The sequence below is a fragment of the Micromonospora sp. U56 genome, assembly GCF_018070095.1.
GTDB lineage: Bacteria > Actinomycetota > Actinomycetes > Mycobacteriales > Micromonosporaceae > Micromonospora > Micromonospora purpureochromogenes.
The window spans coordinates 1-26285 of record NZ_JAGPYL010000092.1; the positions used below are offsets into that span (position 1 = coordinate 1).

Below are 26285 nucleotides of genomic sequence, written 5' to 3' on the forward strand. Positions count from 1 at the left end.
TCGGGTCCAGCTTCGGCAGCATGGTGGCGGCGAGCAGCAGCTTCTGCACGCTCGCCGGGGTGGCGTACTCGTGGGGCCCGCAGCCGCCGAGCACGGCGCCGCTGTCCAGGTCCGCGACCAGCCAGGAGGTCGCGGTGACCGGCGGCGGCGCGGGCGTGCCGGGCGGCACGACCAGGCCGGGGGTGGCCAGCGCCTCCCCGCCCACCGCGCGCTGCGCGGGCACCGGTTCCGGTGGGGTCGGGCGGGGCGGGCGGGTCACCGCCGGCGTCGGCAGCTTCGGGCCGGGCGCGGTCACGCCGGGAGCCAGAGCCGCCGGCGGCGCGGCGTCCGCCGGGACGGCGGTGCTGAGGAGTACGGCGACGGTGGCGGCGGCCAGGACCCGGGCTCTCATGGTCAGGCACCATACCGAGGCCGGCCGGCGGGCCCGACGCGCCTCACCCGGGCAGCCCGGAGCCGGCGAGCCCGATCTCGGCGAGGTAGTCGTACAGGGTGGCCGAGGCGCGCAGCCGTCGCAGGCTACGCCGGTGCAGGTCCTGCTCGCGCCGGGCCAGCTCGGCGTGCACCCGTTGGGGCCGGCCGCTGGTGCGCATCTCGTCGAGGACCGCCGTCACGATCTCGAAGGGGTAGCCGCCCCGGCGCAGCAGCGCGACGACCTGCGCGGCGCGCAGCTCCGCCGCGTCGTAGAGCCGGTAGCTCGTGCCCGGTTCGCGCGCCGGCCGCAGCAGCCCCCGCTCCTCCCACAGCCGGAGCTGGGAGGTGCGGACGCCGACCAGGTCCGCGACCTCGCCGATCCGGGCGCCGCGCCGGGGTGCGGGCACCACGGCCGGCGGGCTGACCACTACCGTCTCGAAGGCGCCCAGGACGCGGCGGATCTCGGTCCGCTCGCGGTCCAGTTCGGCGTGGCCGGCGTCCAGCGCCGTCAGCGCCGCCGCCAGGTCGCCCCGGTGGACCGCGAGCATCACCTCCCGGGTACGCGCCCAGCCGTGCCCCTCGGCCATCCGGCGCAGCACGGCGAGCGCGCGCACGTGCGCGACGGTGAACACCCGGTAGCCGCTCGGGGTGCGCTCGACCGGAGGCAGGACCCCCTCGTCGAGATAGTTGCGCACCTGCTGGGTGGAGATCCCGGCGGTGGCCGCGACGTCGACCACCCGCAACCGCCCGTCCTTCACCGGGTCACCCTATCGCCTGCCACGTCGTTTGAGACTTCCCCTCCCACAGCGCGCGGTGCTGCTCGGCAAATTGGCGTCGAAGCTTACATAGGAACTTCAATGAGACGATCGAATCCATGGAGCAGCCAGCGCGGAACGCCGCCGACAGCCACGACGTCATCGAGGTACGAGGTGCCCGGGAGAACAACCTCACCGGGGTCTCGGTCGACATCCCCAAGCGCCGACTCACCGTCTTCACCGGGGTCTCCGGATCCGGGAAGTCGTCCCTGGTCTTCGGCACCATCGCCGCCGAGTCGCAACGCCTGATCAACGAGACGTACAGCGCCTTTTTGCAGACCTTCATGCCGAGCCTGAGCCGGCCGGACGTGGACGCGCTGCGCAACCTGAGCGCGGCGATCGTCGTCGACCAGGAGCGGATGGGCGCCAACTCCCGCTCGACGGTCGGCACGGCGACCGACGCGTACGCGATGCTGCGGATCGTGTTCAGCCGGCTCGGGCAGCCGCACGTCGGGCCGGCCGGCGCGTTCAGCTTCAACCTCCCCGAGGGGATGTGCCCGACCTGCGAGGGGCTGGGCCGGGTCGCCGACCTCGACGTGCACGCGATGGTCGACGTGGAGCGGTCGCTCAACGACGGGGCGATCCTGGTGCCGAACTTCGCGGTCGACTCCTGGTACTGGCAGACCATCGTCGGCTCCGGCCTGTTCGACCCCGACGCCAAGTTGCAGGACTACACCCCGCAGCAGTGGCAGGACTTCCTGCACAAGCCGGCCACGAAGATCAAGGTGGGCAGCAACAACTGGACGTACGAGGGGCTGGCGGTGAAGGTGCGCCGGATCTACCTGGCCAAGGACCGCGAGTCGATGCAGCCGCACATCCGGGCGTTCGTGGACCGGGCGGTCACCTTCACCACCTGCGCCGACTGCGGCGGCGCCCGGCTCAACCCGGCGGCGCTCTCCGCGCGGATCGCCGGGCGCCACATCGCCGAATGCTCCGCCATGCAGATCAGCGACCTCGCGGAGTTCATCCGCGCCGTGGACGACCCGTCGGTGGCTCCGCTGGTGGCCACCCTGCGCGAGACGCTGGACTCGCTGGTGGAGATCGGCCTCGGCTACCTCAGCCTCGACCGGGAGTCGGCGACCCTCTCCGGGGGCGAGGCGCAGCGGGTGAAGATGGTCCGGCACCTGGGCTCCAGCCTCTCCGACGTGACGTACGTCTTCGACGAGCCGACCGTCGGGCTGCACCCGCACGACATCGCCCGGATGAACGACCTGCTGCTGCGCCTGCGCGACAAGGGCAACACGGTGCTGGTCGTGGAGCACAAGCCGGAGACCATCGCGATCGCCGACCACGTCGTCGACCTCGGGCCCGGCGCCGGGGCGGCCGGCGGCCGCATCTGCTACACCGGCGACGTCGCCGGCCTGCGCCGCGCCGACACCCGCACCGGGCGCCACCTCGACCACCGGGTCACCCTGCGCGACCCGGTACGCCGTCCGACTGGGCAGCTGCCGATCCGCGGCGCCGACCTGCACAACCTGCGCGACGTCGACGTCGACATCCCGCTCGGGGTGCTCACCGTGGTCACCGGGGTCGCCGGCTCGGGCAAGAGCTCCCTGATCCACGGCTCGCTGCCGCGCCGCGGCGGGGTGGTCGTGGTGGACCAGTCCCCCATCCGGGGTTCCCGACGCAGCAACCCGGCCACCTACACCGGCCTGCTCGACCCGATCCGCACCGCCTTCGCCAAGGCCAACGGGGTCAAGGCGGCCCTGTTCAGCGCCAACTCCGAGGGCGCCTGCCCGACCTGCAAGGGCATCGGGCTGGTCTACACCGACCTGGCGATGATGGCCGGCGTCGCCTCGGTGTGCGAGAGCTGCGAGGGGCGCCGCTACACCGACGAGGTGCTGACGTACACGCTGCGCGGGAAGAACATCAGCGACGTCCTCGCCATGTCGGTCATCGAGGCCCGGGAGCTCTTCCCCGGCGGCCAGGCCCGCGCCGTGCTGGACCGGCTGGCCGACGTGGGCCTGGGCTACCTCAGCCTCGGCCAGCCGCTGACCACCCTCTCCGGGGGCGAGCGGCAGCGGTTGAAGCTGGCCATCCGCATGGCGGAGAAGTCGAGCACGTACGTGCTGGACGAGCCCACCACCGGCCTGCACCTGGCCGACGTCGACCAGCTGCTGGCCCTGCTGGACCGGCTCGTCGACGACGGCAACACGGTGATCGTCATCGAGCACCACCAGGCGGTCATGGCGCACGCCGACTGGATCATCGACCTCGGCCCCGCGGCCGGGCACGACGGCGGCCGGATCGTGTTCACCGGCACCCCCGCCGAGCTGGTGGAGCAGGGCGACACCCTCACCGCCCGCCACCTGCGCGAGTACGTCTCGCGGTAGCGCCGCGGCCGTACCGGCTCAGGCGGTGGTCACCGGCTCCTCGGCGCCGGCCCGGTCCCGCCACCACTGCACGGCCAGCACCACCGGGCCGACCATCAGCATGGACAGCGCGGCGGTCACCAGGAAGACGTCCAGGAAGAGCGTCGCCAGCACGCTGAGCACCGCCAGCGAGAGGGCGACCCGTCCGAGGTGGCCGGGGGTGGGCAGCGGGCGGCGGTGCGTACCCCGGTAGTGGGGGTCGGCTGCGGCCATGGTGGTACCTGCCTTGCGTGGAGAGCGACCAGGGACGGCGACCGTCGCCCGCCGCCGGCCCTGGTGCCGCGCCGACCGGCGGCGCGGCTGATCATCGTGGCCGTGTTGTACCCGCCCTGAGCTGCGGGAACCGCCGAGGTAACCAGTACCACAGCCGACGCACCGCCCGCCGGGTCACGCGCCGACGTCACCCCAGCCGGCGCAGCCAGCGCCGCTGCCAGGGGGTCTCCACCGCCCGCGGGTGGTACCGCTCGCGTACCCAGCGCACCGCCCGGTCTGGCGGGAGGCCGTCCAGGATCGCCAGGGCGGCCAGCGCCGTCCCGGTCCGGCCGACACCGCCCCGGCACGCCACCTCGACCCGCGCGCCGTCGTGCGCCCGGCGCAGGGCCTCGGCAAGCGCGTCGAGGGCGTCGGCGCGGTCGAGCGGCAACCAGAAGTCGGGCCACCGGATCCGGCGGTGCGGCCAGGCCGGTGCCGGGCCCGGGGCCAGGAGCAGGGCGAAGTCGGCGGGCGAGGCGGGATCGCCGACACGGCGACCGCGCAGGGTCGCGCCGCTGGGCAGTACGACCACCCCGGTCGACTCGGACCAGTCCACCCGGGTGATTCTGCCGGCCGGGGGCGTACGAAACAGCGCCGCCCCCGGCCCTGGTGGGTCGGGGGCGGCGCTGGGGTGTCGGTGTGCAGGTCGCCTCTCGGCGAGTGGCACGACGCGGCTCCAGCCGAACGGTATTCCGCGAAGGCAATTTAGGTGAGGCCCGGGGACACTGGACACACCGACACCTGACTCAACAGGTTACCCGCTCCGGGTCTTCCACCGGCCGTCGTGACGCGTGCCACTGCTTTGGCTTCCGGCTCGTCGGTGGTGTGGCCCGCCGCTTGCGCGGCTTGTCGGTGCCGCGGCCCTCACCCACACACACCCATGACCGACATGCACTTTTGCCACGTCGCCGATCACCGTACTGATCTTGACCCGGGTCGTCGCACCGTTACCCACCGCGCCGCGTTTGGGCGATCGTGGACATTTGTTGTCGCCAGAGCGACAACAAATGTCCACGAACCGCTTCGGGCGGAATCGCCTCCTGCGCGGGAGACGCCGCTGGCCGGCACCTCAGGTTCGGGGTGCCGGCCAGCGTTCGCGTGCGATCAACTGTCGTTCAGGTGGCTCAGTCGTTCCAGTGCTTGGCGACCAGGTCGGCGGCCTGCCGCTCCCACTGGGCGTAGGCGTCGGGGTAGGCCGAGACCTGCACGGTCTGGGCGGCCTCGGTCAGCGGCATGTCCTGCCAGCCGTCGACCTGCTTGAGGCCCTTCAGGAACGCCATGGTGGCGTACTCGGGGTCGGTGATCTGCTTCGGGCTCCGGAGCCGGGCCCCTGGTCCGGCCGGAACCGGACATCCCCGACACGGCGAGCGGCCAGGCGGCGCGGGCCGTGCGGGGCGGGCGGCTCAGGAGGTGCGGGCGTGGACCTTGGCCGCGCACTCGGCGACCACCGACCGGGCGTCCAGCCCGAGGCTCTCGATGGCGACCAGCGCGGTGAAGACCACGTCGGCGAGTTCGGCGGCGACGTCCTCGCGGGTGTGGGTGACCCCCTTGCGCGGGTTCTGGCCGAGCACGCCGATCCAGGCGCCGGCCGCCTCGCCGGCCTCCTCGGTGAGCTTGAGGATGCGGCAGGTCAACTCCGCCTGCCCGGTGCCGTTGGCGGCGTCCAGCCAGCTCCGCGAGGCCCGTACGGCGTTCCAGATCGACTCGTCCATCCGATCAGTGAACCGGACAGGGGTGACGATCCGTATCCGGGGACGGTCGGCGGGATGACGCCGGCCCGGTGGTGGCGACGAGGCCGCCAACTGGACCGGAAGGGACGTGCGGTGTGATGCCGGAGGCCGTCGAGTCGGTGTTCGCCAGTGTGGTCAGCCGGAACCCGGGCGAACCGGAGTTCCACCAGGCGGTACGGGAGGTGCTGGAGAGCATCGGCCCGGCCCTGGCCCGTCACCCCGAGTACGCGCGGGCGCGGATCATCGAGCGGATCTGCGAGCCGGAGCGGCAGGTCATCTTCCGGGTGCCCTGGGAGGACGACCACGGCCGGGTTCGGGTCAACCGGGGATTCCGGGTGGAGTTCAACAGCGCGCTCGGCCCGTTCAAGGGTGGCCTGCGCTTCCACCCGTCGGTCTACCTGGGGATCGTCAAGTTCCTCGGCTTCGAGCAGATCTTCAAGAACGCCCTGACCGGCCTGCCGATCGGCGGCGGCAAGGGCGGCGCGGACTTCGATCCGAAGGGCCGCTCGGACCGCGAGGTGATGCGCTTCTGTCAGAGCTTCATGACGGAGCTGTACCGGCATATCGGCGAGCAGACCGACGTGCCCGCCGGGGACATCGGGGTGGGCAGCCGGGAGATCGGCTACCTGTTCGGGCAGTACAAGCGGATCACCAACCGGTACGAGTCGGGGGTGCTGACCGGCAAGGGCCTGTCGTACGGGGGTGCGCAGGTACGCACCGAGGCGACCGGGTACGGCGCGGTGTTCTTCGCCGAGGAGATGCTCGCGCAGACCGGGGACAGCCTGGACGGCAAGCGGGTGGTCGTCTCCGGATCGGGCAACGTGGCGACGTACGCGATCGAGAAGGTGCACCAGCTCGGCGGGACGGTGGTGGCCTGCTCCGACTCGGACGGCTACGTGCTGGACGAGAAGGGCATCGACCTGGAGCTGCTGCGGGAGCTGAAGGAGCAGCGCCGGGTCCGGCTGGAGGACTACGTGCGGCACGTGCCGCACGCGGTGGCGGTCTCCGGCCGTACCGTCTGGGAGGTGCCCTGCGACCTGGCCCTGCCCTGCGCGACGCAGAACGAGATCGGCGGCGCGGAGGCCGCGGCGCTGGTCGCCGGCGGCTGCGTGGCGGTGGTCGAGGGGGCGAACATGCCGACCACCCCGGAGGCGGTGCGCATCCTCGGCCGGGCCGGGGCGCGGTTCGCCCCGGGCAAGGCGGCCAACGCCGGCGGCGTGGCGGTGAGCGCGCTGGAGATGCAGCAGAACGCCAGCCGGGACTCGTGGACGTTCGCCCAGTCGGAGCAGCGGTTGCGGGAGACCATGCGGGACATCCACGCCCGCTGCTGGGCCACCGCCGAGGAGTACGGCCTGCCGGGCGACTACGTGGCCGGCGCCAACATCAACGGCTTCCGCCGGGTCGCCGAGGCGATGCTCGCGCACGGCCTGGTCTGAGCCGATCCCCCTGACCGGGCGGTCAGTCGGTATCGGCTGACCGTTCGGTCAGGAGGGCATTGACAGGGTTCGACGGCGGGGCCTAGCTTCAGGACGCTACCGGCCGGTAGGCACCGTCCCGCCTGGCCGCCCGCACACTGGGGCGGCACCGTCCCCGGGGGAGCATCGATGCTGTCCTCATCCACCCGACTCGTCCGCCGCCTGCTCGCCGCCGGCGCCACCCTCGCCCTGACCGTCGGGCTCGCCGGCGCGGCGCCCGCCGCCGCCGCCGACCGTGACGGCGACGGCTCCCAGCCACTGCCCGGCTACACCATCAGCAACCCGCCGCTCGCGCCGCTCGACGTGCGGGGCACCCCGTCGACCGTCCGGCAGGGCGTGCACCGGCACGCCGGCTACATCATCGAGATCCCACCGGCGTGGAACGGCGAGCTGGTCATGTGGGCGCACGGCTACCGGGGTCAGACCACCGTGCTCTCCCCGGAGACCCCCAACTACGGCCTGCGCCAACGCCTGCTGGACCAGGGGTACGCCTGGGCGGCGTCGTCGTACTCCACCAACGGCTTCGACATCCGCTCCGGGGTGGTCAGCACCCGGGAGCTGGCCGACCTCTTCGCCGGCACCGTGCGGTGGCCACACCGGACGTACCTGACTGGGGTGTCGATGGGCGGCTACATCATCGGCCGCTCGCTGGAGCAGTACCCCGGCTACTACGACGGGGCGCTGCCGATGTGCGGCGTCCTGGGCGACCACCAGCTGCTCGACTTCTTCCTCGACTACAACCTGGTCGCGCAGGCCCTCGCCGGGGTGCCCGCCTACCCCACGCCGGCGGACTACCTGACCAACGCGGTGCCGCGGATCCAGGTGGCGCTCGGCCTCGCCGGGCTCACCCCGACCGGGCCGGACACCACCAACGAGCGCGGCAAGCAGTTCCGGGAGATCGTCATCAACCGTTCCGGCGGCCCGCGTCCGGGCGCGGACCGGGCCTTCGCGGTCTGGAAGGACTTCCTCTTCGGGATCAGCACCACCAACGGTGGCGACTCCCCCGCCCAGCGACCGGGGCAGCTCGCCACCAACCTGCTCACCCGCTACACCCCGAACACGCCGGTGAACGTCAACGCCGCCGTTCAGCGGGTCGCGCCGGAGAACGTCCGGCAGCGGCTCTCCCCCACGCTGACCGAGGTGCCACGGATCGCCGGGCGGCCCACCGCTCCGGTGCTCAGCCTGCACGACCTGGGTGACCTGTTCGTGCCGTTCTCGATGGAGCAGGCGTACGCCCGCGACGCGGCGTGGCACGGCCGCAGCCGGCTGGTCGTGCAGCGGGCCATCCGGGCCAGCCAGCACTGCGAGTTCACCCCGGCCGAGGCCGGCGCCGCCTGGGACGACCTGGTGTCCTGGGTACGCACCGGCGCCCGCCCCGGCGGTGACGCGGTCACCGACCCGAGGGCGGTCGCGGCGGCGGACTTCGGCTGCCGGTTCAGCGACCGGGCCGCGTACGCCGCCGGCGTGGGCACCCGTCGGCTCTACTCCGCGTGCCCCTGACCGGACCCGGACACGCCGCTGGCCGGCACCCCGCTCGGGGGTGCCGGCCAGCGTGTCATTCACGTGGTTCAGCTGTTCCAGTGCTCGGCGACCAGGTCGGCAGCCTGCCGCTCCCACTGCGCGTAGTGGAACGGGTAGGCCGAGACCTGCACGGTCTGGGCGGCCTTGGTCAGCGGCATGTCCTGCCAGCCGTCGACCTGCTTCAGACCCTTGAGGAACGCCATCGTGCTGTACTCCGGGTCGGTGATCTGCTCAACGGTGCCCCAACCCGACGACGGACGCTGCTGGAACAGGCCCTGCGAGTCGTGGTCGTTGCGCTCACCCAGGTGACCCAGGTTCTCCAGCTTCGACTCCTGCAGCGACGTGGCGATCGCCACCACCGCGGCCCGCTCGTCCATGCCCGACTTCTTCGTCGCGGCGATGATCGCCTTGACGTTGTCGGTCTGCTCGTCGCCCAGGTCGATGCGGGACTGCTCGCCCTGCACACCGTGCGGGATCAGCTTGTCCTTGTCCACGGCCGGCTTGTCCGCCCGCACCGCGACGGCGGCGGCCCGGGTGTCGACCGTGTCGGTGGTGCCGTGGTTCAGCGGACCGGCGGCGAGACCACCGGCGACAGCCAGACCAGCGATACCGAGAACGCTCTTACGCATGATCGTGTTCATGGAGTAGCTCCTTCGGGGGTTGGCGCCACAACTCGACGGGGGTCGAGCACGGGCGCAAGCACCACGACAGGGCGCTCAAAAGATCACAAGGGGAAAGTCTCTGCCCGGCAGGTCATCGCGAGCGGGGGGCTCGTGGCGCCGGGACCATGTGTAACGACCGGCGGCCCGCCATCATTCCGGGGACCCGCATCCCGCGTCGGCCACCTCATCGGGCCAGGCCAGCGGGGTTGCTGCTGCGGTCGTACGGAGGATGTAACGACGCCGGCCCCGCCACCATTCCGTCGCCGGGGTGCCGCCGGTCACGGGACATCGCACGCGGGTGTCCCGGAGCCGGACATCAGTGCGGTCGGGCTAACCGGACAGACCGCGCGGACTCGGACACCGCACCCCGCGACGGCAAGACCGCCGGCGACGCCGCAGTCCTCCTCACGTGCCCCAGCCCGCCACATCGGCGACACACGTCGCACCGCCGTGCCACCGGCGGTGCGCCGCCGATGGTGGCGGGGCGGTAGCCTCCGTCGCGTGCGAGCGGCGATGATCACGCGGAAGATGACCGCGGTCCACCTGGCAGTCCTGTTCGGCGTCCCACTCGTCGGGTGCACGGCCGACGAGGACCGGGGGGCGTACGACCTGGGCGCGGACATCTGCACCTCGCAGATCGTCACGCTGGCGGGCGTACCCGCCGGCGACCCTCGCCGCACCAGGGAAGAGGACGACGAGGGCCGCGCGACCCAGAGCTGCACCTTCAGCGTGCGGGTGGGCGGGAAGCTCGGCCGCGACCAGCCGATGACCGTCACCGCCACCAGGTACGGGAGCAGCAAGGAGGCCGCCGAGGACTACCGGACGTGGCGCGACGGTGGCGAATCCGACGCCTCGGGCGTGCAGGACCTTGGGGGTCTCCCCGCGGCTGCCGTCGCGTACCGGATGGTCGGCGACCACCAGGTGACCAGCCACGACGACAACCTGCTGGTGCGGGTCAGCTCGCCCGATCACGAGACCGGCAACCCGCCCGACCTGGTGACCCGCCTGCGGAAGGTCGCCGCGGCGGTACTGACGGCACTACGCCGACCGGACGCCCCGTCGCCGCAGGCCCCCTCGGATGCGGACCCTTCGCCGGATCCGGTGCTGACCCCCTCGTCCACCGGCGCCGGTCACGGGGCGGTGAAGGACCTCTGCGAAATCCTCGACCTGTCGGCGGTGAGCACGGCGAAGCCAGTGGAGGTGCGCCCGAGCACCCCGAAGCCCGGCCGTCTGCGCGGCATGATGTGCTCCGCGGTGTTCCCCGGAGAGGGCGGGCGCAGCTCGCAGTTGCTCGTCTCGGCCAGCTTCCCCGTCGGCGGCGACGGCCCGGTACAGGTAGCCCGGATGTACGCGTACGAACGGCACCGGATGCGGGCGGCCCGGGACGTGACGGGCCTCGGCACGGCCACCTTCATCGACACGAGGACGCCGACGATGCCGAAGGTGCTGGCCTACGACCAGAACCTTCGCGTGGAGGTGATGTGGATGGGCACCGGAGCCGAGGACCCGGACGACCTTCAGCGACGCCTGGTGGCGGTCGCCGACTCCGTCATCGCCGGACTCTGACCACAACCTTCGGCAGACCTGAGGCTCTCAGCGCGCACATTGGCCGACGTGTCCTGAACCAGAAGAGGCACCGGCGTTGCCGGGCGGAGCATGCCCACGACGAGGTGTGCCACCGGGAACCCGGTGGAGGAGACGCCCATTCCGCCACATACGGTGCGGGCATGCCGCTGCACCCCGACCCCGAAGCATCCGCCGGACACCTGCTGAGCACCGACGACGGCACGCCGCTGGCCCGGCTGCGGCTGCGCGACGACGACGGTGAACGCGTGGCCGGGGTGGTGACACCGCTGCCGGGAGCGGACGTGCGGGTGCTCTCCGCCCAGGCCCGCCGGGACCTCGCCGGCGCGCGGCTGGAGACGCCGGACGACGCCCTGGCCGCCGCGCTGGTCGCCGGGGGTCTGGCGCTGCGCCGGGCCGCCACGGACATGCGGCACGACCTGACCGACGTACCGGAGCCGGTGCCGCTGCCCGCCGGCTGGTCCTGGGCACCCGCCGGGTGGGACGACGACCTGGCCGAGGGGCTGGCGGCGGCGTACGGGCCGGACCACCCGGACGGGCGGTGGCAACCGAGCGACACCGCCGAGGTGCGCGGGATGTTCGAGCGGGCCGAGCCGGTGCCGCCCTTGCTGCCGGCCTCGGCGCGAGTGGTCGGCCCGGACGGGCGCAGCGCCGGTCACGTGCTCGCCGCCGGGCCGGTGCCGTGGACCGAGGACCTCTGCGCCTGGATCCTCAACCTCGGCGTGGCGCCAACGGCGCAGCGGCGTGGGCTGGGGCGGGCGCTGCTCGGCCACGCGTTGCGCGGGGCGCGTGCGGCCGGGCTGCCCCGGGTGGGGCTGTCGGTGACCGACGGCAATCCGGCCCACCGGATGTACGACGAGGCCGGGTTCCGCCCGGTGGCCCGGGTGCTCACGGTGCCGCTGCCGGGCGACGACGGGTCGCCGGACGCGCGGCCCTGACCGGGCGGGATGTGCACGTGCGCGCCGGAACACGTGCGGGCGCCCACGGGCGGGATGTGCACGTGCGCGCCGGAACACGTGCGGGCGCCCGCCGGAATCCTCCGACGGGCGCCCGTCCTCACTGTTCCGGGCCCTGCCCGGCGTACGGGATCAGCGTGGCGACCCCATGCCGAAGCGGTTGCGCCGGCGCCACACCAGGCTGCCCAGCATCAGGACCGCCCCCGCGCCGACGAGACCGCCGCCGACCTTGAGCGGGGTGCCCATGCTGTCACCGGTGACCGGCAGCTGGTTCCCGCCGCCAGGCTTCTTCTTCGGCAGCACCGTGATGGTCACGCTGGCCGTGCGGCCGGACTCGCGACCGGTCGCGGTGAAGGTGAGCTGGCCGACCTCGGTCGGCCGGTAGGTCCTGGTGAACCGGCCCGCCGCGTTGGTGTGCGCGGTGAAGTGCCGCGGAGCCGGCTGCGGGAAGGCCACCGCCGCCATCGCGACGGTGCTGCCGTCGCTGCGCCGGGCCGGCGCCTGACCGGGCACCGAGGCGGCGAGGGGCGCCACGCTGACGACGATGTCGACGATCTCGTTGGGACCGAAGCCGGTACCGATGAGCACAGTGGGCTGGCCGACGACGACCGTGGTCGGGTTCGCCGTCAGGGCCGGCGGCTGAGGCGGGTAGTCTGGGGCCGGCTGCGGCTGCGCCGCCCCCGCCGCCGTCGGCGCCAGCACGACGGCCAGGCCGGCCGTGAGCGCCATGATGATGCGGGATAGCCGCATGGTGGTCTCCTCCTACTGGTTGCAGCTTGGTGCGGATACAACTTGGGTGGTCCATGGGGTGGCTGTGGGGGTGAGCCAGAGCTCGGGCGTACCGGCGGTGTTCCTGCCGGTCAGCAGGTCGACGTCGAGCGTCCGGGTGGCCCCGGGCGCGACCTCGACGTTGGCGACGCCCACCTGCCGGCGCCGCTCGGTGCCGCTGCCCAGGGCAGCGTCCGCCCCGTCGATCCGGGCGCCCATCACGGCGCCGCCGGCGGGGCTGAAGACGTACACCAGCGTGCGGATGGTGTACGGGTCGCCGGCCTTCCCGCCGCCGAGCACCGACTTGTTCAGGCCGGACGTCGGCGCCGAGGAACGCAGGCTGAACCGCAGGCGCAGCTGACGGCGTCCCTCGCCCTGGCACTCACCGACGGTCAGTTGCGCCGTCGGCTTCAGGTAGTAGCCGAGCTTCGCGCCGCTGCCGTCGTTGAGGAACACCCCCACGCTGGGCACCGTCTCGCGCTCGGGCAGGATCCCGCTCACTCGGTTTTCGCCGAAGATGCGCTGTTCTCCTGACCGGGCACTCCAGAACAATATCCTTCTTTCCGTTATAGAGCGGTCGAAAGCGGACAAAACAGCCTTTGGGTTGACTTTCGCGGCGAGAAACGCGTCGAAGACGGCGGCGGCGGCCGCCGCGTAGTACGCGTCCTGCTCCTTCAGGCCCATGGTCCGGTAGGTGTCCGAGAGCAACGTGCGGACGACCGTGTCGGCGGCGAGCTTCGGCCCGCCCGGCACCGCGACCGGGCCGGTCGCGGCCAGCAGGTACGACAGCGCCACCGGATCGACTGCCAGCACACCGTCCGCGGTGGTGCCGGTACGGACCCGGACCATCTCCCGGTAGAGCTTCGCCGCGGTCGGGAAGTGCGGGGTCAGGTTGACGTCCGCCGGATAGATCGCGGGCAGGTCGGTGTAGAGCCGGCGCATCTCGGCCGGGAGCGTGGCGACCGGCGGATCGAACCGCCGCAGGTCCACCGCACTGCCCTGGGTCACGATCTCCACCCGGCCGTTGTCGGCGCGGATCACCGCGTACGCCCCGAGCATCCCGCCGGTGGCGCGCAGCTCCGCCGGGTTCTGCGAGACCAGCAGGTAGGTGCGGGGCCCGTCGGCCCCGAGCAGCGCCGGGAGCACCTTCGCCCCCTGGTCGGCCGCTCCGGTCAGGCCGGCCAGCCGGTCGATCTCCGCCCTGAGGTCGGTCAGCGCCGTGCGTACCTGTCCGACCAGGTCGGTGGTCGGCACCGCGTCGAGGCGGGTACGGGTCTCCCGCACCGCAGCGTTCACGTCGGCCAACTCGGTCGAGACGGCCCGCAGCCGCGCCACGTCCAGCCGTCCCTCCTTCGGCACCAGGGTGGCGAGGTCGGTCCGCACCAGCGTGGGGAACGCGCGCCGGGCGAGGTCGTCGATGGCGACCGCGATCTGGCGTACCGCTCCCAGGTCGTCACCGGCGTACGGGGAGCGCTGCCCCAGCCACCAGCCCGGGTCGCCGGTGGCGTCCCGGGCCGCCCCGGCCTGCTCCTGGAGCGCGGCGAGGGTGCGTTGGGCCCGCGCGGCGTCCCCGCCGACGATCTGGGCGCTCAACTCCCGGGCGAGTCCGGCGGCGTTGAGCAGGTGGGCCCGCGCCTGCCAGCCCCGGAAGGCGACCCATCCGGAGCCGGCCAGGAGCAGGGACCCGACCACGAGTCCGACGAGCAGCGCCCGCCGGATGCGTGCCCTGGTCCGTCGCCGCAGGCGCCTGCGGCCGCGACGCGACACACCGCTCTCGGTCACACCGGTCTCCACTTCGAAACGGACACTAATGACGATTCGTCCATTTTCTAGCATGAATAACCACGTGCGCCTGCGGTTTTCGCGGCTTTACCGCCATAAAAAGTGTTCTGCGAGGATCGTTCGAGTGCTCAGCGGCTGCGGCGGGCCATGGCGACCTGATTGAGCAGGTCCTCGACCCGGTCCACACCCGCCCGCAGCGACATGTCCCGCAGGTACGCCTCGCGCCCCCGCCGCCCCATTTCCGCGCGCGCGGCGGCCGGGATGGTCGAGGCGAGCCAGAACCGGTCGGCCAGCGTGGCCCAGTCCTCGGGCGGGCAGGACAGCCCGGCCCGGGCCCGCTCCACCAGCTCCGCGGTGTCCCCGCCGGCCGAGGCGATCACCGGCGCGGCGCAGGCCAACGCGGCCTGCAACTTGCCGGGCACCGTGCCGCGCAGCTCGGGCAGGTCGCGGAGCATGACCAGCTGGTAGTCGGCGGCCGCGTACAGCTCGGGCATGTCCACCGGCGACCGGCGCTCCACGAAGCGGACGTTGTCCGCCCGCAGCTCGGCGGCGAGCCCCCGCACCCGCCGCTCCTCCGCGCCCGAGCCCACCAGCACCAGGTCCGTCCGGCCGTCCAGCGCCGCCGCCGCCCGCACCGCCGTCTCCAGCCCCTGCCGTACCCCGATCGTGCCGGCGTGCATCACCACGCACCGGCCGTCGCGTCGGACGAATCCCTGTGCGGCGCGGCTGGGTCGGACCGGCTGGAAGATCCGCTCGTCGGTCCAGTTGAGCACCACCCGCACCCGGTCGGGGTCGACGCCGTCGGCGAGCACCAGGTCCCGCATCGACGGCGCGGTGACGGCCAGGGCGTCCGCCTCGCGCAGCACCCGGCGCATCGTGGTGGCGAGCCGCCTCGGCCCGCGTTGCCGCCGCGCGCCGTCGCCGGTCACCTCCTCCTCCGGCCAGAGGTCCTGCACGTGCAGCACGGTGGGCACCCGGCCGAGCATCCGCAGCAGCGCGGCGGTGGCGAACGTCGTCGCGGGCAGCTGGAAGACGTAGAGCACGTCGACGTCGGCCAAATAGCGGCGCCCGACCATCGCCACGCTGCCCGCGAAGGAGAGGTGACTGGCCATCCGGGCGCCGGTGGAGCCGTCACCGCCGGCGTAGCGGGGCACCCGTCGTACGGTCAGCCGCTCGCTGCGGGTCAGGTGCCGCCAGCGCTGCCGCCAGCCCGGATAGACGTGCCCGCCGGGATAGTCCGGGAAGCCGGTCAGCACCCGCACCTCGTGCCCCCGGGCGGCCAACTCCTCCGCGAGGCTGCCCGGGATGAAGGCCGGTTCGGGCGGGAAGTGGTACGACAGGATGCCCACCCTCATCAGCGGGTCCCCCTCGGCCGTGAACTCGGCGGGGCGGCCGACCCGGTGCCGGAGCGGGTCGACACGCCGCGGCGCGCCGTGCTGCCGGCCGCCGCCCCCGCCGGGGGACGGCGGCAACCAGCCGCCCCCGGCGCGAACGATCCCGGTGCTCCCGACGGCGGCGGGCCGCCCGTACGACCAGCGGTGGCGCTCATCGGCGCAGCCGGGTGAGTTCCTGCGTGCGATCGGTGACCCCGTCGACCCCGTTCGACTCGCCGTGGCGGGCCGCCGGTGCCCGGTCCGCGGGAACCTTGGTCTTGCCGGTGGTGGCGATCCGGTACGCCTCGTACTGGTAGGCGTCGGCCTTGGCCACCTTGGTCATGTTCAGCACGCAACCGAGCAGGCGCACCGAGACCGAGTGCAGCGACCGGGCCGCCGCGGCGACCTGGGTCCGCGAGGTACGCCCCTGCTGGGTGACCAGCAGCGCACCGTCGGCCTGCACGGCCACGACCACGCCGTCGGTGACGGCCAGCAGCGGCGCGGTGTCGATGACCACGATGTCCGCCGACTCGCGCAGCGCGAGCAGCAGATCCGCCATCGCCTTGGAGCCGAGCAGCTCGCTCGGGTTCGGCGGCGCCGATCCGCTCGGGAGCACCAGCAGTGACTTGTCGCCCCAGCGCTGCACCACGTCACCGACCTGCACGTCGCCGACCAGCACGTCGGTCAGCCCGACACCGCCGTCGAGGCCCAGGTAGTCGGCGACCTTCGGCCGGCGCAGGTCGGCGTCGACCAGCAGCACCCGCCAGCCCGCCTCGGCCAGCGCGATGGCCAGGTTGCAGGAGAGGGTCGTCTTGCCCTCGCCCTGCAGCGCGCTGGTGACCGCGATGGCCCGGGCGGGCTCGTGTACGTCCACGAACCGCAGGTTGGTCCGCAGCTTGCGGACCGCCTCGGCCCGGGCGGAGGTCGCCGCGTCGCCGACGATCAACGGCGCCGCCTTCGCGCCAGCCTCGAACGGGATCTCCCCGAGCAGCGGGCTGCCGGTGACCCGTTGCAGCCCGGCGGCGTCGCGCATCCGGACGTCGAGCAGCCCGCGCAGCACGGCCAGCGCGGCGCCGAGCAGCAGACCGACCAGGCCGCCGACGATCAGGTTGCGGGTGGGCTGCGGCGAGACCGGGCTCGAACTCACCCGGGGACCACTGACCACCTCGACCTTGATGGGAGCGGCCCGCCCCTCGGCCGGCGTCTCGACCTTCTGCACCAGCTCCACGAACTTCGCCGCGAGCGTCTCGGTCACCTTCATCGCCCGGGTCTGGTCCGTGTCGGTGACGGTGGCGCGCAACAGCACGGTGCCGGTCTCGGTGGAGGCGCGGAGGCGGCGCTGCACGTCGTCGGCGGTGAGGCCGACCTGCGTCTCGGCCACCACGCTCTGCGCCAGGCGGTCGCTGCGCAGCAGGTCCGCGTAGGACTTCACTCGTTGCTGGAGGAACAGCCCGCCCTGGTAGGCGTCGGTGACGCCCTGGCTCGGCGTGGTCACGAAGAAGGTCACGGAGGCCACGTACCGGGGTGGCGTGCGAACGGTGATGAGAGCGGCCGAGCCGACCGCAACCATCAGCGTGACCAGGACGATCCACCAGTGTCGGCGGATCAGGCGCAGGCAGGTGCGTACGTCCATCACGCTCTCCGTTCCGCCGGGACAACTAGCCGGTGAAACTGCACGAAATCCCCCAATACTTCCCAAACGGCATGACAGGATCTATTCGCCGCAAGCTTGCCGAGAACGACCAAACGAATGTATGCCATCGAACATCCCCAGAGACCTGAATCCTCGCAATCAGGCAACAAACGCAGAGGACACCAATGGACGATGCAGCCTCCCGGGCCGGCACGAACATCCCGCGACGTGACTGGGTCACCCGACGTGCGAAGACCCTGTCTCTGCTAACGCTCGACACCGGCGCATGGTGCGCCGGATTTCTGGTCGCCGCCTGGGCCAGGTACGAATTCGGCCTCACGCCCGGGCAGTGCGCCCTCGCGCTGGGCGCCGCCGGCGTGTGTGCGGTGGTCCACGCCGCCATCGAGCAGGTGCGCTCCACCGCCCGTGGTCGCCACCCGATCGGCAGCATCGGCGAGGCCCGTGACCTGGCCCTGACCACCCTCCTCGCCGCCGCCGTGATGCTGGCCGCCCTGGCCACGCTCACCGAACGGCCGGTGCCGGCCAGCGTCCCGGTGACCGGCGGGGCGGTGGCCCTGCTGGTGATGGCCGGCGGGCGGGCCGGCTACCGGTGGCGGCGCGACCGCGACGACCGCCCGGTCCGGGGCGCGGAGCGGGCCCTGATCTACGGCGTCGACGCCGCGAGCGAACGCCTCGTACGGGTCCTGGTCGGCGACCCGGACGGCAGCTACCTGCCGGTCGGCCTGCTCGACGACGACCGCGAGCGGCAGGGGCTGCGCCTGGAGGGGCTCCGGGTGCTCGGCGGCCGCGAGCAGATCGAGCAGGCGGTACGGCGCACCCGGGCCACCACGGTCATCTTCTCGATCGACGGCTCGGACGCCGAGCTGATGCGCGACGTACGCCGCCGCACGTTGCAGGCCGGCGCCGCCTTCAAGGTGCTCCCGCCGGTCCGGGAACTGCTCGACCGGCCGGTGCGGGCCACCGACGTCCGGGACCTGCAACTCACCGACCTGCTCGGGCGGGCGCAGCGGGTGGCCGAGCTGATGATCGAGCGCAACGGCCTGGCCGGCCGGCGGGTCCTGGTCACCGGGGCGGGCGGCTCGATCGGCTCGGAGCTGTGCCGGCAGATCGCCCGCTGCGAGCCGGGCGAGCTGATGATGCTGGACCGGGACGAGTCGGCCCTGCACGCCCTGCAGATGTCGCTGCACGGCCGGGCGCTGCTGGACGGGCCGGAGCTCATCCTCGCCGACATCCGCGACGCCGACGGCATCGCCCGGATCGTCGCCGACCGCCAGCCGGACATCGTCTTCCACGCCGCCGCCCTCAAGCACCTGACGCTGCTGCAACGGCACCCGGGGGAAGCGGTCAAGACCAACGTCCGCGGCACCCTGAACGTGCTGGAGGCGTGCCGGGACGTCAGCGAGTTCGTCAACATTTCCACCGACAAGGCGGCCAACCCGGTCAGCGTGCTCGGCTACTCGAAGCGGATCACCGAGCGGCTGACCGCCCACTACGCCGAGCAGGTCGGCGGGGCGTTCCTCAGCGTGCGCTTCGGCAACGTGCTCAGCAGCCGCGGTTCGGTGCTGACCGCGTTCCAGGCGCAGGTCGAGGCGGGGTTGCCGATCACGGTGACCCACCCCGAGGTGACCCGCTACTTCATGACCGTGCAGGAGGCGGTGCACCTGGTGCTCCAGGCGGCGACCATCGGGCGCGGCGGGGAGGCGCTGGTGCTCGACATGGGCGAGCCGGTGCGCATCGCCGACGTGGCGCGCCGGCTCGCCGCCGAGGCGGACCGCCCGACGGAGATCGTCTTCACCGGGCTGCGCCCCGGCGAGAAGCTGCACGAGGACCTGTTCGGCGTCGACGAGGTCGACAGCCGGCCGCTGCACCCGCTCATCTCGCACGTGCGGGTGCCCTCGCTGAGCCCGGAGGACGTCCGCGGGCTCGACCCGTACGCCGACGCGGACGAGCTGATCAAGTGGATGGCGGCGTACTGCGAGGACCTGCCGGTGCGGTCCTCGATGCTGCCCTCACCCCGCTGACGACGAGGCCGCGGCGGCGGAGCCCGGTGGGGCCCCGCCGCCGCGGCGGCGTCAGGGACGTCCGGCGGGGTCAGCGCCGCTCGCGGGCCCGCTCCCCGTCTTCGCCCTCGGTCTCCTCCAGCGCGTCGGCGAACGGCTCGGTCAGGTCGTCGCCCGGCACGGCGACCGCCTCGGCGCGGTCCTGCTCGTCGATCCGGGCACCCGGCGGCGGCTCGGGAGCGGTGGCGCCACCGGCGAAGCCGTACTCGTTGGGCTCGTCATGCCTGCTCATGGGGTTATCCTCCCGCTATGTTCGCTTTTGCGTCCTGCCGCTCACGGTAGGCCGTGATCGTCTTACCCGCAGGGCGGCGGCGATAGTCGGTGCCCTGGCGGGCGGGCCGGCGGCGATCCCGGCCCAGAGGAGCTGGCGCAGCAGGATGATCGCCGCGGCGGTCGCCAGCCCGGTCCAGCCGCTGCCCACGGCGAGCCGGAGCAGGCCGGCGGCGACGAGCAGGTCCAGCAGCACCCGCAGCGCGGTACGCCAGGAACGGACGGTGAGCAGGACGACCGCACCGCTGCCCAGCGCGAGGGCGGTCGCCAGGTCGGCGAGGCCCTCCGTCACGTCGGGCTCCCCTGCTCCGTCCCGGCCTCGCGGACCTGCCGCTGTTCCTGGGCGATCTCGCGGCGCAGGAAGAAGTTCAGCGCGGTCCGGATGGTGGCGATGGCCGCCAGCTGCCCGATCTGGTCGAACGTCGGTGACACGGCGGTACGCAGGATGTCCCCGGCGAGCTGGAACTCGAGGCCGAGCGTGAGGAACCGGCCGAGGGAGAGCCGGATCGGGGTGAAGACGGCGGCGCTGCGGTGTCGCAGTCCCTCGACCACGAACCGCAGCGCCGCCCAGAGCGCGCCGACGAAGATCACGGCCGCCCCGGCGATCTCCACCAGGGTGACCGCGATGCGGTCGCCCTCGCGCAGGAACTCGTCCAGGTCCACCCGGGGGCGTTACCCGCCCCCGCCGGCGCTAGGCCGGGTCAGAGCTGGTCGACCGCTTCCAGGATCAGCCAGAGACCGCAGATGGCGAAGAGCACGGCGGCGCCGTACCGGATGGCCTTCTCCGGCAGGTGCCGGCCCAGCATCCGGCCCACCAGGATGGCCAGCGCGTCGGCGGCCACCATGCCCAGCGTCGAGCCGAGCCAGGTGCCGAACCAGCCGTACTTGGTGGCCAGCGTGATGGTGGCGAGCATCGTCTTGTCGCCCAGCTCGGCCAGGAAGAACGCGACACCGACCGCGATGACGGCCGACTTGCCGGTCTTCTCCGCCTTGCGCTTCTCCTCCTCGGTGAGCTTGTCGCCGCGCAGCGTCCAGACGCCGAAGCCGAGGAACGCCAGGCCGGCGATCAGCGAGATCCAGCCGGTGGGCAAGGCCGCGTTGAGCCCGTAGCCGATGGCCACCGAGGCCAGGTGGACGATCGCCGTGGCGATGGTGATGCCGATCAGCACCGGGACCGGCTTGAAGCGGGTGGCGAAGGTCAACGCCATCAGCTGGGACTTGTCCCCCAGCTCGGCGACGAAGATGACGCCGAAGCTGATCACCAGCGCGGCGAGAAAACCGTCCATGAGGACCTTCCCGATCATGCCGGGAGGAGGTACGGGGGCGCCCTCGACCCGGCTGCAACAGCCTGAGTCGAAGGTCTCGCCCGCCCCACCGGGGTGGGGCCGCGTGGCCGGATGCGGAACGCACCAGTGTGTCGACCACGACATTGGGGGCTACTCCCCTTCGCGCCCTCACCCTAACCGATCACGCCGGCCGCCGGCCCGGACGGGTGCCGCAGGTCACCGCGCGCCGGGCCGCCGAGGTCGCCCGGCGGGCCGGCGCGGCGGCCGCCGGTCAGTCGGCCCGGGCCAGGTTCACCCCGAACAGGCCGTCCGGGTCGGTCCAGAACTCGCGTACGGTGAAGCCGGCCCCCGCCAGTTCCCGGGCGATCCCCTCCGGCCGGAACTTCGCCGACACCTCCGTGCGCAGCTCCTCGCCCGCGGCGAAGTCCACCGTCAGGTCCAGCACCCGGACCCGCATCGCCCGCTCGGCCCGCAGCCGCATCTCGATCCACTCCCGGTCGGCGTCCCAGCGCGCCACGTGGGTGAAGGCCGCCGGGTCGAAGTCCGCGCCCAGCTCCCGGTTGACCACCCGCAGCACGTTGCGGTTGAACTCGGCGGTGACCCCGGCCGCGTCGTCGTACGCCGGCACGATCACCGCCGGGTCCTTGACCAGGTCGGTGCCGATCAGCAGCCAGTCGCCCGCTTCCAACGTCGCGCGCATCGCGGACAGGAACGCGGCCCGTTCGGCCGGCAACAGGTTGCCGATGGTGCCGCCGAGGAAGACCACCAGCCGCCGCCCGCCGGTGGGCAGCCGGTCGAGCTGGCGGGTGAAGTCGCCGACGATGCCGCGTACCCGCAGACCCGGGTAGTCGGTGGCGATCTGCTCGGTGGACTGGCGCAGCGCGCTGACCGACACGTCCAGCGGCACGAAGGTGCCGAGCCCGCCCCGGCGGGTGAAGGCGTCCAACAGCAGCCGGGTCTTCTCCGACGAACCGGAGCCCAGTTCGATCAGCGTCTTCGCGCCGGTCAGCTCGGCGATGTCGGTGGCCCGCTCGGCCAGCACGGCCCGCTCCGCCCGGGTCGGGTAGTACTCGGGCAGCCGGGTGATCTCCTCGAACAGCTCGCTGCCCCGGGCGTCGTAGAACCACTTCGGTGGCAGCCACCTCTCCTCGGCGGTCAGCCCGACCCGCACGTCCTCCCGCAGGCTGCGCCCCAGGTCCTGGTCTTCGAGGTAGATCTCCAACGGCTCCGCGCCCATGAGGTGTCCCTTCTCCTTCGGCGAACGTCCCTGTCTCCACCTGCGACCCTGCTGCGGCGTCACGCTCCCGTCAGGGCGCGCACGCGCACCGAGGTCGAGGTCGCCACCACCAGGTGCCGGTCCGGCAACGACCGCCAGCCCGGGTCGTCGTCGTGCGGCTCGGAGGCCAACAGCACCGAGTCCGGCGTCGCGAGGACGGACATCGCGTGCCCCGCCACGGTGGCCACCATCGTCCGGCCGTCGGTGAGCAGCAGGTTCAGCCGCGACCCGGGCGCGGCCTCCGACACCTCCGCGACCGTCTCCGCGACCGCCTCCGCCGGGTCGGCGCCGGCCCGCAACCGGTGCCGGACCAGCGCCCAGAGCAGGGCGGAGTCGGTCGGGGCGTCGAGGGTGAGCAGGTCACGGACGGGCAGGGTGTCGGCGAGCGGCACCAGCGCGTCGGGCCAGCCCCGCACGACACCGTTGTGGCTGAACAGCCACCGGCCCTCGGTGAACGGCGCGGCGGCGGTCTCCTGCACCGGCATGCCGACGGTGCCGGAGCGGACGGCGGCCAGCACCGCGCCGGCGAGGGTCACCCCGGCCAGCGCCGGCAGCGTCACGTCGCTCCAGATGGGCTGGGCCCGCCGGTAGCGCACCGGATCGCCCTCGCCGGGGTACCACCCGACGCCGAAGCCGTCCGCGTTGACGGTCCCGCCGCCACGCATGTCCCGGGGTGCCCAGGACTGCCGGACCAGCGAGTCCGGCGGGTCGTACAGCAGGGCGCGCAGGCTCAGCGGCGGCCCCAGGTAGGCCAGGTGCCGGCACATCAGGCGGTGCCGCCGATCACCCGTGCGCCTCCTCGGGCCGGGCGTCGCGGGCGCAGCGGAAGCCGCTGAAGATCTGCCGCCGGATCGGGTAGTCCCAGTTGCGGAACGTGCCCCGGCAGGCCGCCCGGTCGGTGCCGAACGAGCCGCCGCGCAGCACCCGGTAGTCGTCGCCGAAGAACACCTCGGAGTACTCCCGGTACGGGAAGGCCGTGAACCCGGGGTGGCCCCGGAAGGTGCTCGACGTCCACTCCCAGACGTCGCCGATGAGCTGGTGCACGCCCAGCGGCGAGGCGCCCGCCGGGTAGGCGCCCACCGGCGCCGGCCACAGGTGCCGCTGCCCCAGGTTGGCGTGCCCGCCGGTCGGGTCCTCGTCGCCCCACGGGTACCGGCGGGAGCGGCCGGTACCCGGGTCCCAGCGGGCCGCCTTCTCCCACTCGGCCTCGGTGGGCAGCCGCCGCCCCGCCCAGGCCGCGAAGGCCTCCGCCTCGTACCAGCAGACGTGCACCACCGGCTCGTCGTCGCGGACCGGTGACCACCGCCCGAACCGCCGGTGCGCCCAGCCGTCGCCGTCGCGCCGCCAGTGCATCGGCGCGGTCAGTCCCGCCTCGGTGCGGTGCCGCCAGCCGGGCCCGCTCCACCAGCGCGGGTCGTCGTACCCGCCGGCGGCGATGAACTCGCGGTACCGGCCGTTGGTGACCGGCGCGGCGTCGATGACGTACGCGGGCAGCTCGACGGTGTGCGCGGGGCGCTCGTTGTCCAGCGCCCACGGGTCGGTGGAGGTGCCCATGGTGAACCGGCCCGCCGGCACCAGCACCTCGTCGCCGACCCGTACCCCGGGCTCGGGCGGCGGGGGCGCGTCCAGGACCGCGGGCCCGGCGCGCAGCTGGTGGGTGGCGAGCATCGTCTCATCGTGCTGCTGCTCGTGCTGCACGATCATCCCGAAGGCGAAGCCCTCGGCGACCAGCGGACGGTCGGTGAACCGGATGCCGTCCAGCAGGTCGAACACCTTGTCCCGGACCGTCGACACGTAGGCGCGCGCCTCGGCGGGCGGCAGCAGCGGCAGCGCCGGGCGGTCCTTGCGGGGCTGCTTGAACGCGTCGTACAGGTCGTCGATGTCGTGGCGGACCGGCTCGCGCCCGCCGACGTCGCGCACCAGCCAGAGCTCCTCCTGGTTGCCCACGTGGGCGAGGTCCCAGACCAGCGGGGACATCAGCGGGGAGTGCTGGCGGGTCAGGTCGTCGTCGTCCACCGCCCCGGTGAGCAGCGCCGTACGGGCCCGGGTCCGATCCAGCTCCGCCGCGATCCGGCTGCGCAGCACCTCCGCCTGCGTGTCCGGCTGTTCGGTGGTGGTCACCGGTGCCCCCTCTCCGCGGCGGCCCGTCGCCGCCGGATTCCTCGGCTCGTCTCGTCGCGGGTGCCCGGCGGCAGGTCCAGCCGGGGCAGCGCCTCCAGCGCCAGGTCGAGCAGGGCGGCGGCCGCCGCGGCGAGCGGCGGGTCAGCCAGGCCGTACCGGGCCGCGGCGTGCCAGCGGTCGGCCACCGGCGCGGCGATCGCGCGGGCGGACCGCGCGGTGTCGGCGCGGTCGAGCAGCGCGGTCAGCACGGCGAGCGGGAGGATCCAGCCGGGACCGGGCTGGGCGTCCAGGTAGCGCACCTCCAGGTAGCCCCTCGGGCGGACCGGCGGGAACAGGGTGCTGGCGTGGTATTCCAGGTCGTCGGTGGTCGGCGGGCGGGGCAGCGCCCCGTCGATCCAGTCGGCGAAGGTGATCCCCGGTGGCGGGGTCCAGTCCGGGCCGTCGTGGCGCAGGCAGAGCAGCGGCGCGGCCAGCGCGTACTCCGTCCAGGCGGCGACCGGGTCCTCGTCGGGCCGCCACGGCGACCAGACCGGCCGGGTGCGGGCCGGGTCGATACCCAGCCAGGCGGCCATCCGCGCGGACGCCCAGCCGGTCCGCCGGCCGGCGTGCCGGTCGGCGGTGGCGAACGCGGCCACCAGCGGCGGCCCGACCATGTGCACGGTGGCCCAGCGGGCGGGCAGCTCGGCCGGTTCACCCGCGTCCAGGCAGACCTGCAGGCCGGCGGTGCTGTACATCATGGTCCGCCCAGCGGGGCCCCGGCGGTCGAAGACGCCGCGCATCGCGCGGTAGCGGGAGGTCTCGACCACCGGCTGCGGGACCCGCCACGGGTCGATGCCGCTGCGGCCGAGCACCAGCCCGGCGCGCTCCAGCAGCGCGCTCAGCTCGGCGATGTCGGCCTCGGTGGCCGGGATCAGCGCGGCGACCGACGGTCGGGGCGCGGTGGACACCTCCACCTGCCCGCCGGGCTCCACGGTCACGCTGCTGCCGTGCCGGAGCGGCTGGGCGGGGCTGGTGTCGTCCAGAGTGACGGGGCTGTGCCGCCCCAGCGCCGCCCGCAGCCGCTCCCGGTCAACCGGTCGGGCGGGGTCGGCGGCGTCGTGCACGGTCCATTCCAGTTCGACGCCGGTGAGGACCGGTGGCCCGGTCTTGAAGCAGATCCGGCCGAGGTGGGCCGCGGCGGCGGCCTTCTCGCCCAGCACGGTCGTCCGCGCGAGTTCCGGGGACGTCACCACGAGATGGTCTCCTCCCGACCGGGGACCCGGCGACACTGCCGGCGCGGGCGGCAGCGACCGTCACCGGCCGGCCGCCGCGTCTCACCATCTTCTGTCTAACAGACGGAATCCGCGGCCCCGGGCGGGAAGAAATTTTTGTGAAGCCTTTTCGACTACTTCTTCCGACTTGAGCGGGCGTCCGGAGTCGGCGCCGCCGGGGCCGCGGGCGGGCGCGACGACTTCGCCTCCGGCGATTCGTCCGCCTCCGGGGCCCGCTCCGGAAGCAGCTCGCGGCAGTACGCCTCGACCTGGCCCGCACCGCCGGCGGCGGCCACCAGATCGGCGAACACGGGGCTGCGCAGCGCCTTCTCACGCTGCGCCGCCGGCTTCGCCAGGTACGCCCGGCACTGCCCCGCCAGCTTCCCCTCGGAGGCCGGCTTCCCGGAGGCGCCGGGCCGGCCGGAGGGGGACGCGGCGGAGGGGCCGGTACCCGGGGTGGGCGCGCCGGTCGTCGACCCGCCACCGGACGAGGACGGCGCCGCCGGATCGGAACCGGATCCGCCCGGCACGGAGGCGGACGGCCGGGGCGCCGGCTCGTCGCCGCGGTCGAGGGTCACCGCGGCGAAGGCGGCGCCGGCCGTGGCGGTGGCGGCGATGCCGGCGACCCAGGCGACCACGCCCGTGGTCAACCGTCGCCGGCGCCGGG

At 73.4% G+C, this 26285-nt stretch carries 23 protein-coding genes and 3 pseudogenes; 6 read left to right on the plus strand and 20 right to left on the minus strand.

What is annotated here, in order from left to right:
* Nucleotides 1–391, minus strand: a pseudogene (locus KBX37_RS25140) (D-alanyl-D-alanine carboxypeptidase); the annotation flags it as partial.
* Between the two features lie 43 nt (nucleotides 392–434).
* A complete protein-coding gene (locus KBX37_RS25145) occupies nucleotides 435–1169 on the minus strand; it encodes a MerR family transcriptional regulator (RefSeq protein ID WP_210778371.1) in 735 nt (244 codons plus the stop codon).
* A gap of 116 nt (nucleotides 1170–1285) precedes the next feature.
* Between KBX37_RS25145 and KBX37_RS25150 the strand changes: the two genes are divergently transcribed.
* Nucleotides 1286–3559 carry an excinuclease ABC subunit UvrA gene (locus KBX37_RS25150; protein WP_210778372.1) on the plus strand — a complete coding sequence of 758 codons (2274 nt, stop codon included), beginning with the start codon at nucleotides 1286–1288 and terminating at the stop codon, nucleotides 3557–3559.
* An 18-nt stretch (nucleotides 3560–3577) separates the two neighbouring features.
* Here KBX37_RS25150 and KBX37_RS25155 read toward each other — a convergent pair whose 3' ends face one another.
* The 4 genes and pseudogenes from KBX37_RS25155 to KBX37_RS25170 form a co-directional block, all read right to left on the minus strand.
* Nucleotides 3578–3811, minus strand: a complete 234-nt coding sequence (locus KBX37_RS25155; RefSeq protein ID WP_210778373.1) for a hypothetical protein — start codon at nucleotides 3809–3811, stop codon at nucleotides 3578–3580.
* A gap of 187 nt (nucleotides 3812–3998) precedes the next feature.
* Nucleotides 3999–4406 carry a protein-tyrosine phosphatase family protein gene (locus KBX37_RS25160; RefSeq protein WP_307849190.1) on the minus strand — a complete coding sequence of 136 codons (408 nt, stop codon included), beginning with the start codon at nucleotides 4404–4406 and terminating at the stop codon, nucleotides 3999–4001.
* A 568-nt stretch (nucleotides 4407–4974) separates the two neighbouring features.
* Nucleotides 4975–5160, minus strand: a pseudogene (locus KBX37_RS25165) (hypothetical protein); the annotation flags it as partial.
* A 93-nt stretch (nucleotides 5161–5253) separates the two neighbouring features.
* Nucleotides 5254–5562, minus strand: a complete 309-nt coding sequence (locus KBX37_RS25170) for a MazG-like family protein (protein WP_210778374.1) — start codon at nucleotides 5560–5562, stop codon at nucleotides 5254–5256.
* Nucleotides 5563–5678: 116 nt separating this feature from the next.
* Here KBX37_RS25170 and gdhA point away from each other — a divergent pair, with 116 nt between their 5' ends.
* Entirely contained in the window at nucleotides 5679–7016 is a 1338-nt protein-coding gene (gene gdhA / locus KBX37_RS25175) for an NADP-specific glutamate dehydrogenase (protein ID WP_210778375.1), read from the plus strand.
* 168 nt (nucleotides 7017–7184) lie between these two features.
* A complete protein-coding gene (locus KBX37_RS25180; protein WP_210778376.1) occupies nucleotides 7185–8555 on the plus strand; it encodes a S9 family peptidase in 1371 nt (456 codons plus the stop codon).
* A gap of 68 nt (nucleotides 8556–8623) precedes the next feature.
* Here the strand turns inward: KBX37_RS25180 and KBX37_RS25185 are convergent, their stop codons facing one another.
* Nucleotides 8624–9217: a hypothetical protein gene (locus KBX37_RS25185; RefSeq protein ID WP_210778377.1), complete on the minus strand. Its 594-nt coding sequence runs from the start codon at nucleotides 9215–9217 to the stop codon at nucleotides 8624–8626.
* 522 nt (nucleotides 9218–9739) lie between these two features.
* Here KBX37_RS25185 and KBX37_RS25190 point away from each other — a divergent pair.
* Together KBX37_RS25190 and KBX37_RS25195 are read left to right on the plus strand one after the other, a co-directional pair.
* Complete coding sequence (locus tag KBX37_RS25190) at nucleotides 9740–10804, plus strand: hypothetical protein (protein WP_210778378.1); 1065 nt, start codon at nucleotides 9740–9742, stop codon at nucleotides 10802–10804.
* A gap of 161 nt (nucleotides 10805–10965) precedes the next feature.
* Entirely contained in the window at nucleotides 10966–11760 is a 795-nt protein-coding gene (locus KBX37_RS25195) for a GNAT family N-acetyltransferase (protein ID WP_210778379.1), read from the plus strand.
* Between the two features lie 150 nt (nucleotides 11761–11910).
* Here KBX37_RS25195 and KBX37_RS25200 read toward each other — a convergent pair whose 3' ends face one another.
* The 4 genes from KBX37_RS25200 to KBX37_RS25215 all read right to left on the minus strand — a co-directional run bounded on the left by KBX37_RS25200 (nucleotide 11911) and on the right by KBX37_RS25215 (nucleotide 17334).
* The gene (locus KBX37_RS25200) at nucleotides 11911–12528 is read right to left on the minus strand and encodes a hypothetical protein (protein WP_210778380.1); all 618 of its coding nucleotides are present in this window, start codon (nucleotides 12526–12528) and stop codon (nucleotides 11911–11913) included.
* A 12-nt stretch (nucleotides 12529–12540) separates the two neighbouring features.
* On the minus strand, nucleotides 12541–14328 hold the full coding sequence (locus KBX37_RS25205) for a DUF4012 domain-containing protein (RefSeq protein WP_307849191.1): 1788 nt from the start codon (nucleotides 14326–14328) through the stop codon (nucleotides 12541–12543).
* Nucleotides 14329–14456: 128 nt separating this feature from the next.
* Nucleotides 14457–15683: a glycosyltransferase family 4 protein gene (locus tag KBX37_RS25210; RefSeq protein ID WP_210778382.1), complete on the minus strand. Its 1227-nt coding sequence runs from the start codon at nucleotides 15681–15683 to the stop codon at nucleotides 14457–14459.
* Between the two features lie 190 nt (nucleotides 15684–15873).
* Nucleotides 15874–17334 carry a polysaccharide biosynthesis tyrosine autokinase gene (locus KBX37_RS25215; protein WP_210778383.1) on the minus strand — a complete coding sequence of 487 codons (1461 nt, stop codon included), beginning with the start codon at nucleotides 17332–17334 and terminating at the stop codon, nucleotides 15874–15876.
* A gap of 185 nt (nucleotides 17335–17519) precedes the next feature.
* On the opposite strand from KBX37_RS25215, the gene KBX37_RS25220 reads away from it, so the two are divergent.
* Nucleotides 17520–19376: a polysaccharide biosynthesis protein gene (locus tag KBX37_RS25220; protein ID WP_210778384.1), complete on the plus strand. Its 1857-nt coding sequence runs from the start codon at nucleotides 17520–17522 to the stop codon at nucleotides 19374–19376.
* 70 nt (nucleotides 19377–19446) lie between these two features.
* Here the strand turns inward: KBX37_RS25220 and KBX37_RS25225 are convergent, their stop codons facing one another.
* The 9 genes and pseudogenes from KBX37_RS25225 to KBX37_RS25265 form a co-directional block, all read right to left on the minus strand.
* A complete protein-coding gene (locus KBX37_RS25225; RefSeq protein WP_210778385.1) occupies nucleotides 19447–19647 on the minus strand; it encodes a hypothetical protein in 201 nt (66 codons plus the stop codon).
* Between the two features lie 15 nt (nucleotides 19648–19662).
* A complete protein-coding gene (locus KBX37_RS25230) occupies nucleotides 19663–19977 on the minus strand; it encodes a hypothetical protein (protein ID WP_210778386.1) in 315 nt (104 codons plus the stop codon).
* Complete coding sequence (locus KBX37_RS25235; RefSeq protein WP_210778387.1) at nucleotides 19974–20348, minus strand: DUF1622 domain-containing protein; 375 nt, start codon at nucleotides 20346–20348, stop codon at nucleotides 19974–19976. Before KBX37_RS25235 ends, KBX37_RS25230 begins: the two co-directional genes overlap by 4 nt.
* A 38-nt stretch (nucleotides 20349–20386) precedes the next feature.
* Nucleotides 20387–20971 carry a TMEM165/GDT1 family protein gene (locus KBX37_RS25240; protein ID WP_154936556.1) on the minus strand — a complete coding sequence of 195 codons (585 nt, stop codon included), beginning with the start codon at nucleotides 20969–20971 and terminating at the stop codon, nucleotides 20387–20389.
* Between the two features lie 271 nt (nucleotides 20972–21242).
* Nucleotides 21243–22208 (minus strand): L-histidine N(alpha)-methyltransferase, encoded by a 966-nt coding sequence (egtD, locus tag KBX37_RS25245; RefSeq protein ID WP_210778388.1) that lies wholly within the window; start codon nucleotides 22206–22208, stop codon nucleotides 21243–21245.
* Between the two features lie 59 nt (nucleotides 22209–22267).
* On the minus strand, nucleotides 22268–23014 hold the full coding sequence (egtC, locus tag KBX37_RS25250) for an ergothioneine biosynthesis protein EgtC (RefSeq protein WP_210778389.1): 747 nt from the start codon (nucleotides 23012–23014) through the stop codon (nucleotides 22268–22270).
* Between the two features lie 16 nt (nucleotides 23015–23030).
* Nucleotides 23031–24368, minus strand: a complete 1338-nt coding sequence (egtB, locus tag KBX37_RS25255; protein WP_210778390.1) for an ergothioneine biosynthesis protein EgtB — start codon at nucleotides 24366–24368, stop codon at nucleotides 23031–23033.
* Nucleotides 24365–25600, minus strand: coding sequence for an ergothioneine biosynthesis glutamate--cysteine ligase EgtA (gene egtA / locus KBX37_RS25260; RefSeq protein ID WP_210778391.1), 1236 nt, complete (start codon nucleotides 25598–25600; stop codon nucleotides 24365–24367). The genes egtB and egtA overlap by 4 nt, the downstream gene beginning before the upstream one ends.
* 152 nt (nucleotides 25601–25752) lie before the next feature.
* Nucleotides 25753–26285, minus strand: a pseudogene (locus KBX37_RS25265) (hypothetical protein); the annotation flags it as partial.

Bases quoted from the DNA above. Each gene is read 5' to 3' on its own strand.
- egtD (WP_210778388.1), bottom strand. From the start codon at position 22,208: ATGGGCGCGGAGCCGTTGGAGATCTACCTCGAAGACCAGGACCTGGGG.
- KBX37_RS25240 (WP_154936556.1), bottom strand. From the start codon at position 20,971: ATGGACGGTTTTCTCGCCGCGCTGGTGATCAGCTTCGGCGTCATCTTC.
- KBX37_RS25215 (WP_210778383.1), bottom strand. From the start codon at position 17,334: ATGGACGTACGCACCTGCCTGCGCCTGATCCGCCGACACTGGTGGATC.
- KBX37_RS25220 (WP_210778384.1), top strand. From the start codon at position 17,520: ATGGACGATGCAGCCTCCCGGGCCGGCACGAACATCCCGCGACGTGAC.
- KBX37_RS25185 (WP_210778377.1), bottom strand. From the start codon at position 9,217: ATGAACACGATCATGCGTAAGAGCGTTCTCGGTATCGCTGGTCTGGCT.
- KBX37_RS25225 (WP_210778385.1), bottom strand. From the start codon at position 19,647: ATGAGCAGGCATGACGAGCCCAACGAGTACGGCTTCGCCGGTGGCGCC.
- KBX37_RS25150 (WP_210778372.1), top strand. From the start codon at position 1,286: ATGGAGCAGCCAGCGCGGAACGCCGCCGACAGCCACGACGTCATCGAG.
- KBX37_RS25210 (WP_210778382.1), bottom strand. From the start codon at position 15,683: ATGAGGGTGGGCATCCTGTCGTACCACTTCCCGCCCGAACCGGCCTTC.
- egtC (WP_210778389.1), bottom strand. From the start codon at position 23,014: ATGTGCCGGCACCTGGCCTACCTGGGGCCGCCGCTGAGCCTGCGCGCC.
- KBX37_RS25170 (WP_210778374.1), bottom strand. From the start codon at position 5,562: ATGGACGAGTCGATCTGGAACGCCGTACGGGCCTCGCGGAGCTGGCTG.
- KBX37_RS25180 (WP_210778376.1), top strand. From the start codon at position 7,185: ATGCTGTCCTCATCCACCCGACTCGTCCGCCGCCTGCTCGCCGCCGGC.
- gdhA (WP_210778375.1), top strand. From the start codon at position 5,679: ATGCCGGAGGCCGTCGAGTCGGTGTTCGCCAGTGTGGTCAGCCGGAAC.
- KBX37_RS25155 (WP_210778373.1), bottom strand. From the start codon at position 3,811: ATGGCCGCAGCCGACCCCCACTACCGGGGTACGCACCGCCGCCCGCTG.
- KBX37_RS25195 (WP_210778379.1), top strand. From the start codon at position 10,966: ATGCCGCTGCACCCCGACCCCGAAGCATCCGCCGGACACCTGCTGAGC.
- KBX37_RS25200 (WP_210778380.1), bottom strand. From the start codon at position 12,528: ATGCGGCTATCCCGCATCATCATGGCGCTCACGGCCGGCCTGGCCGTC.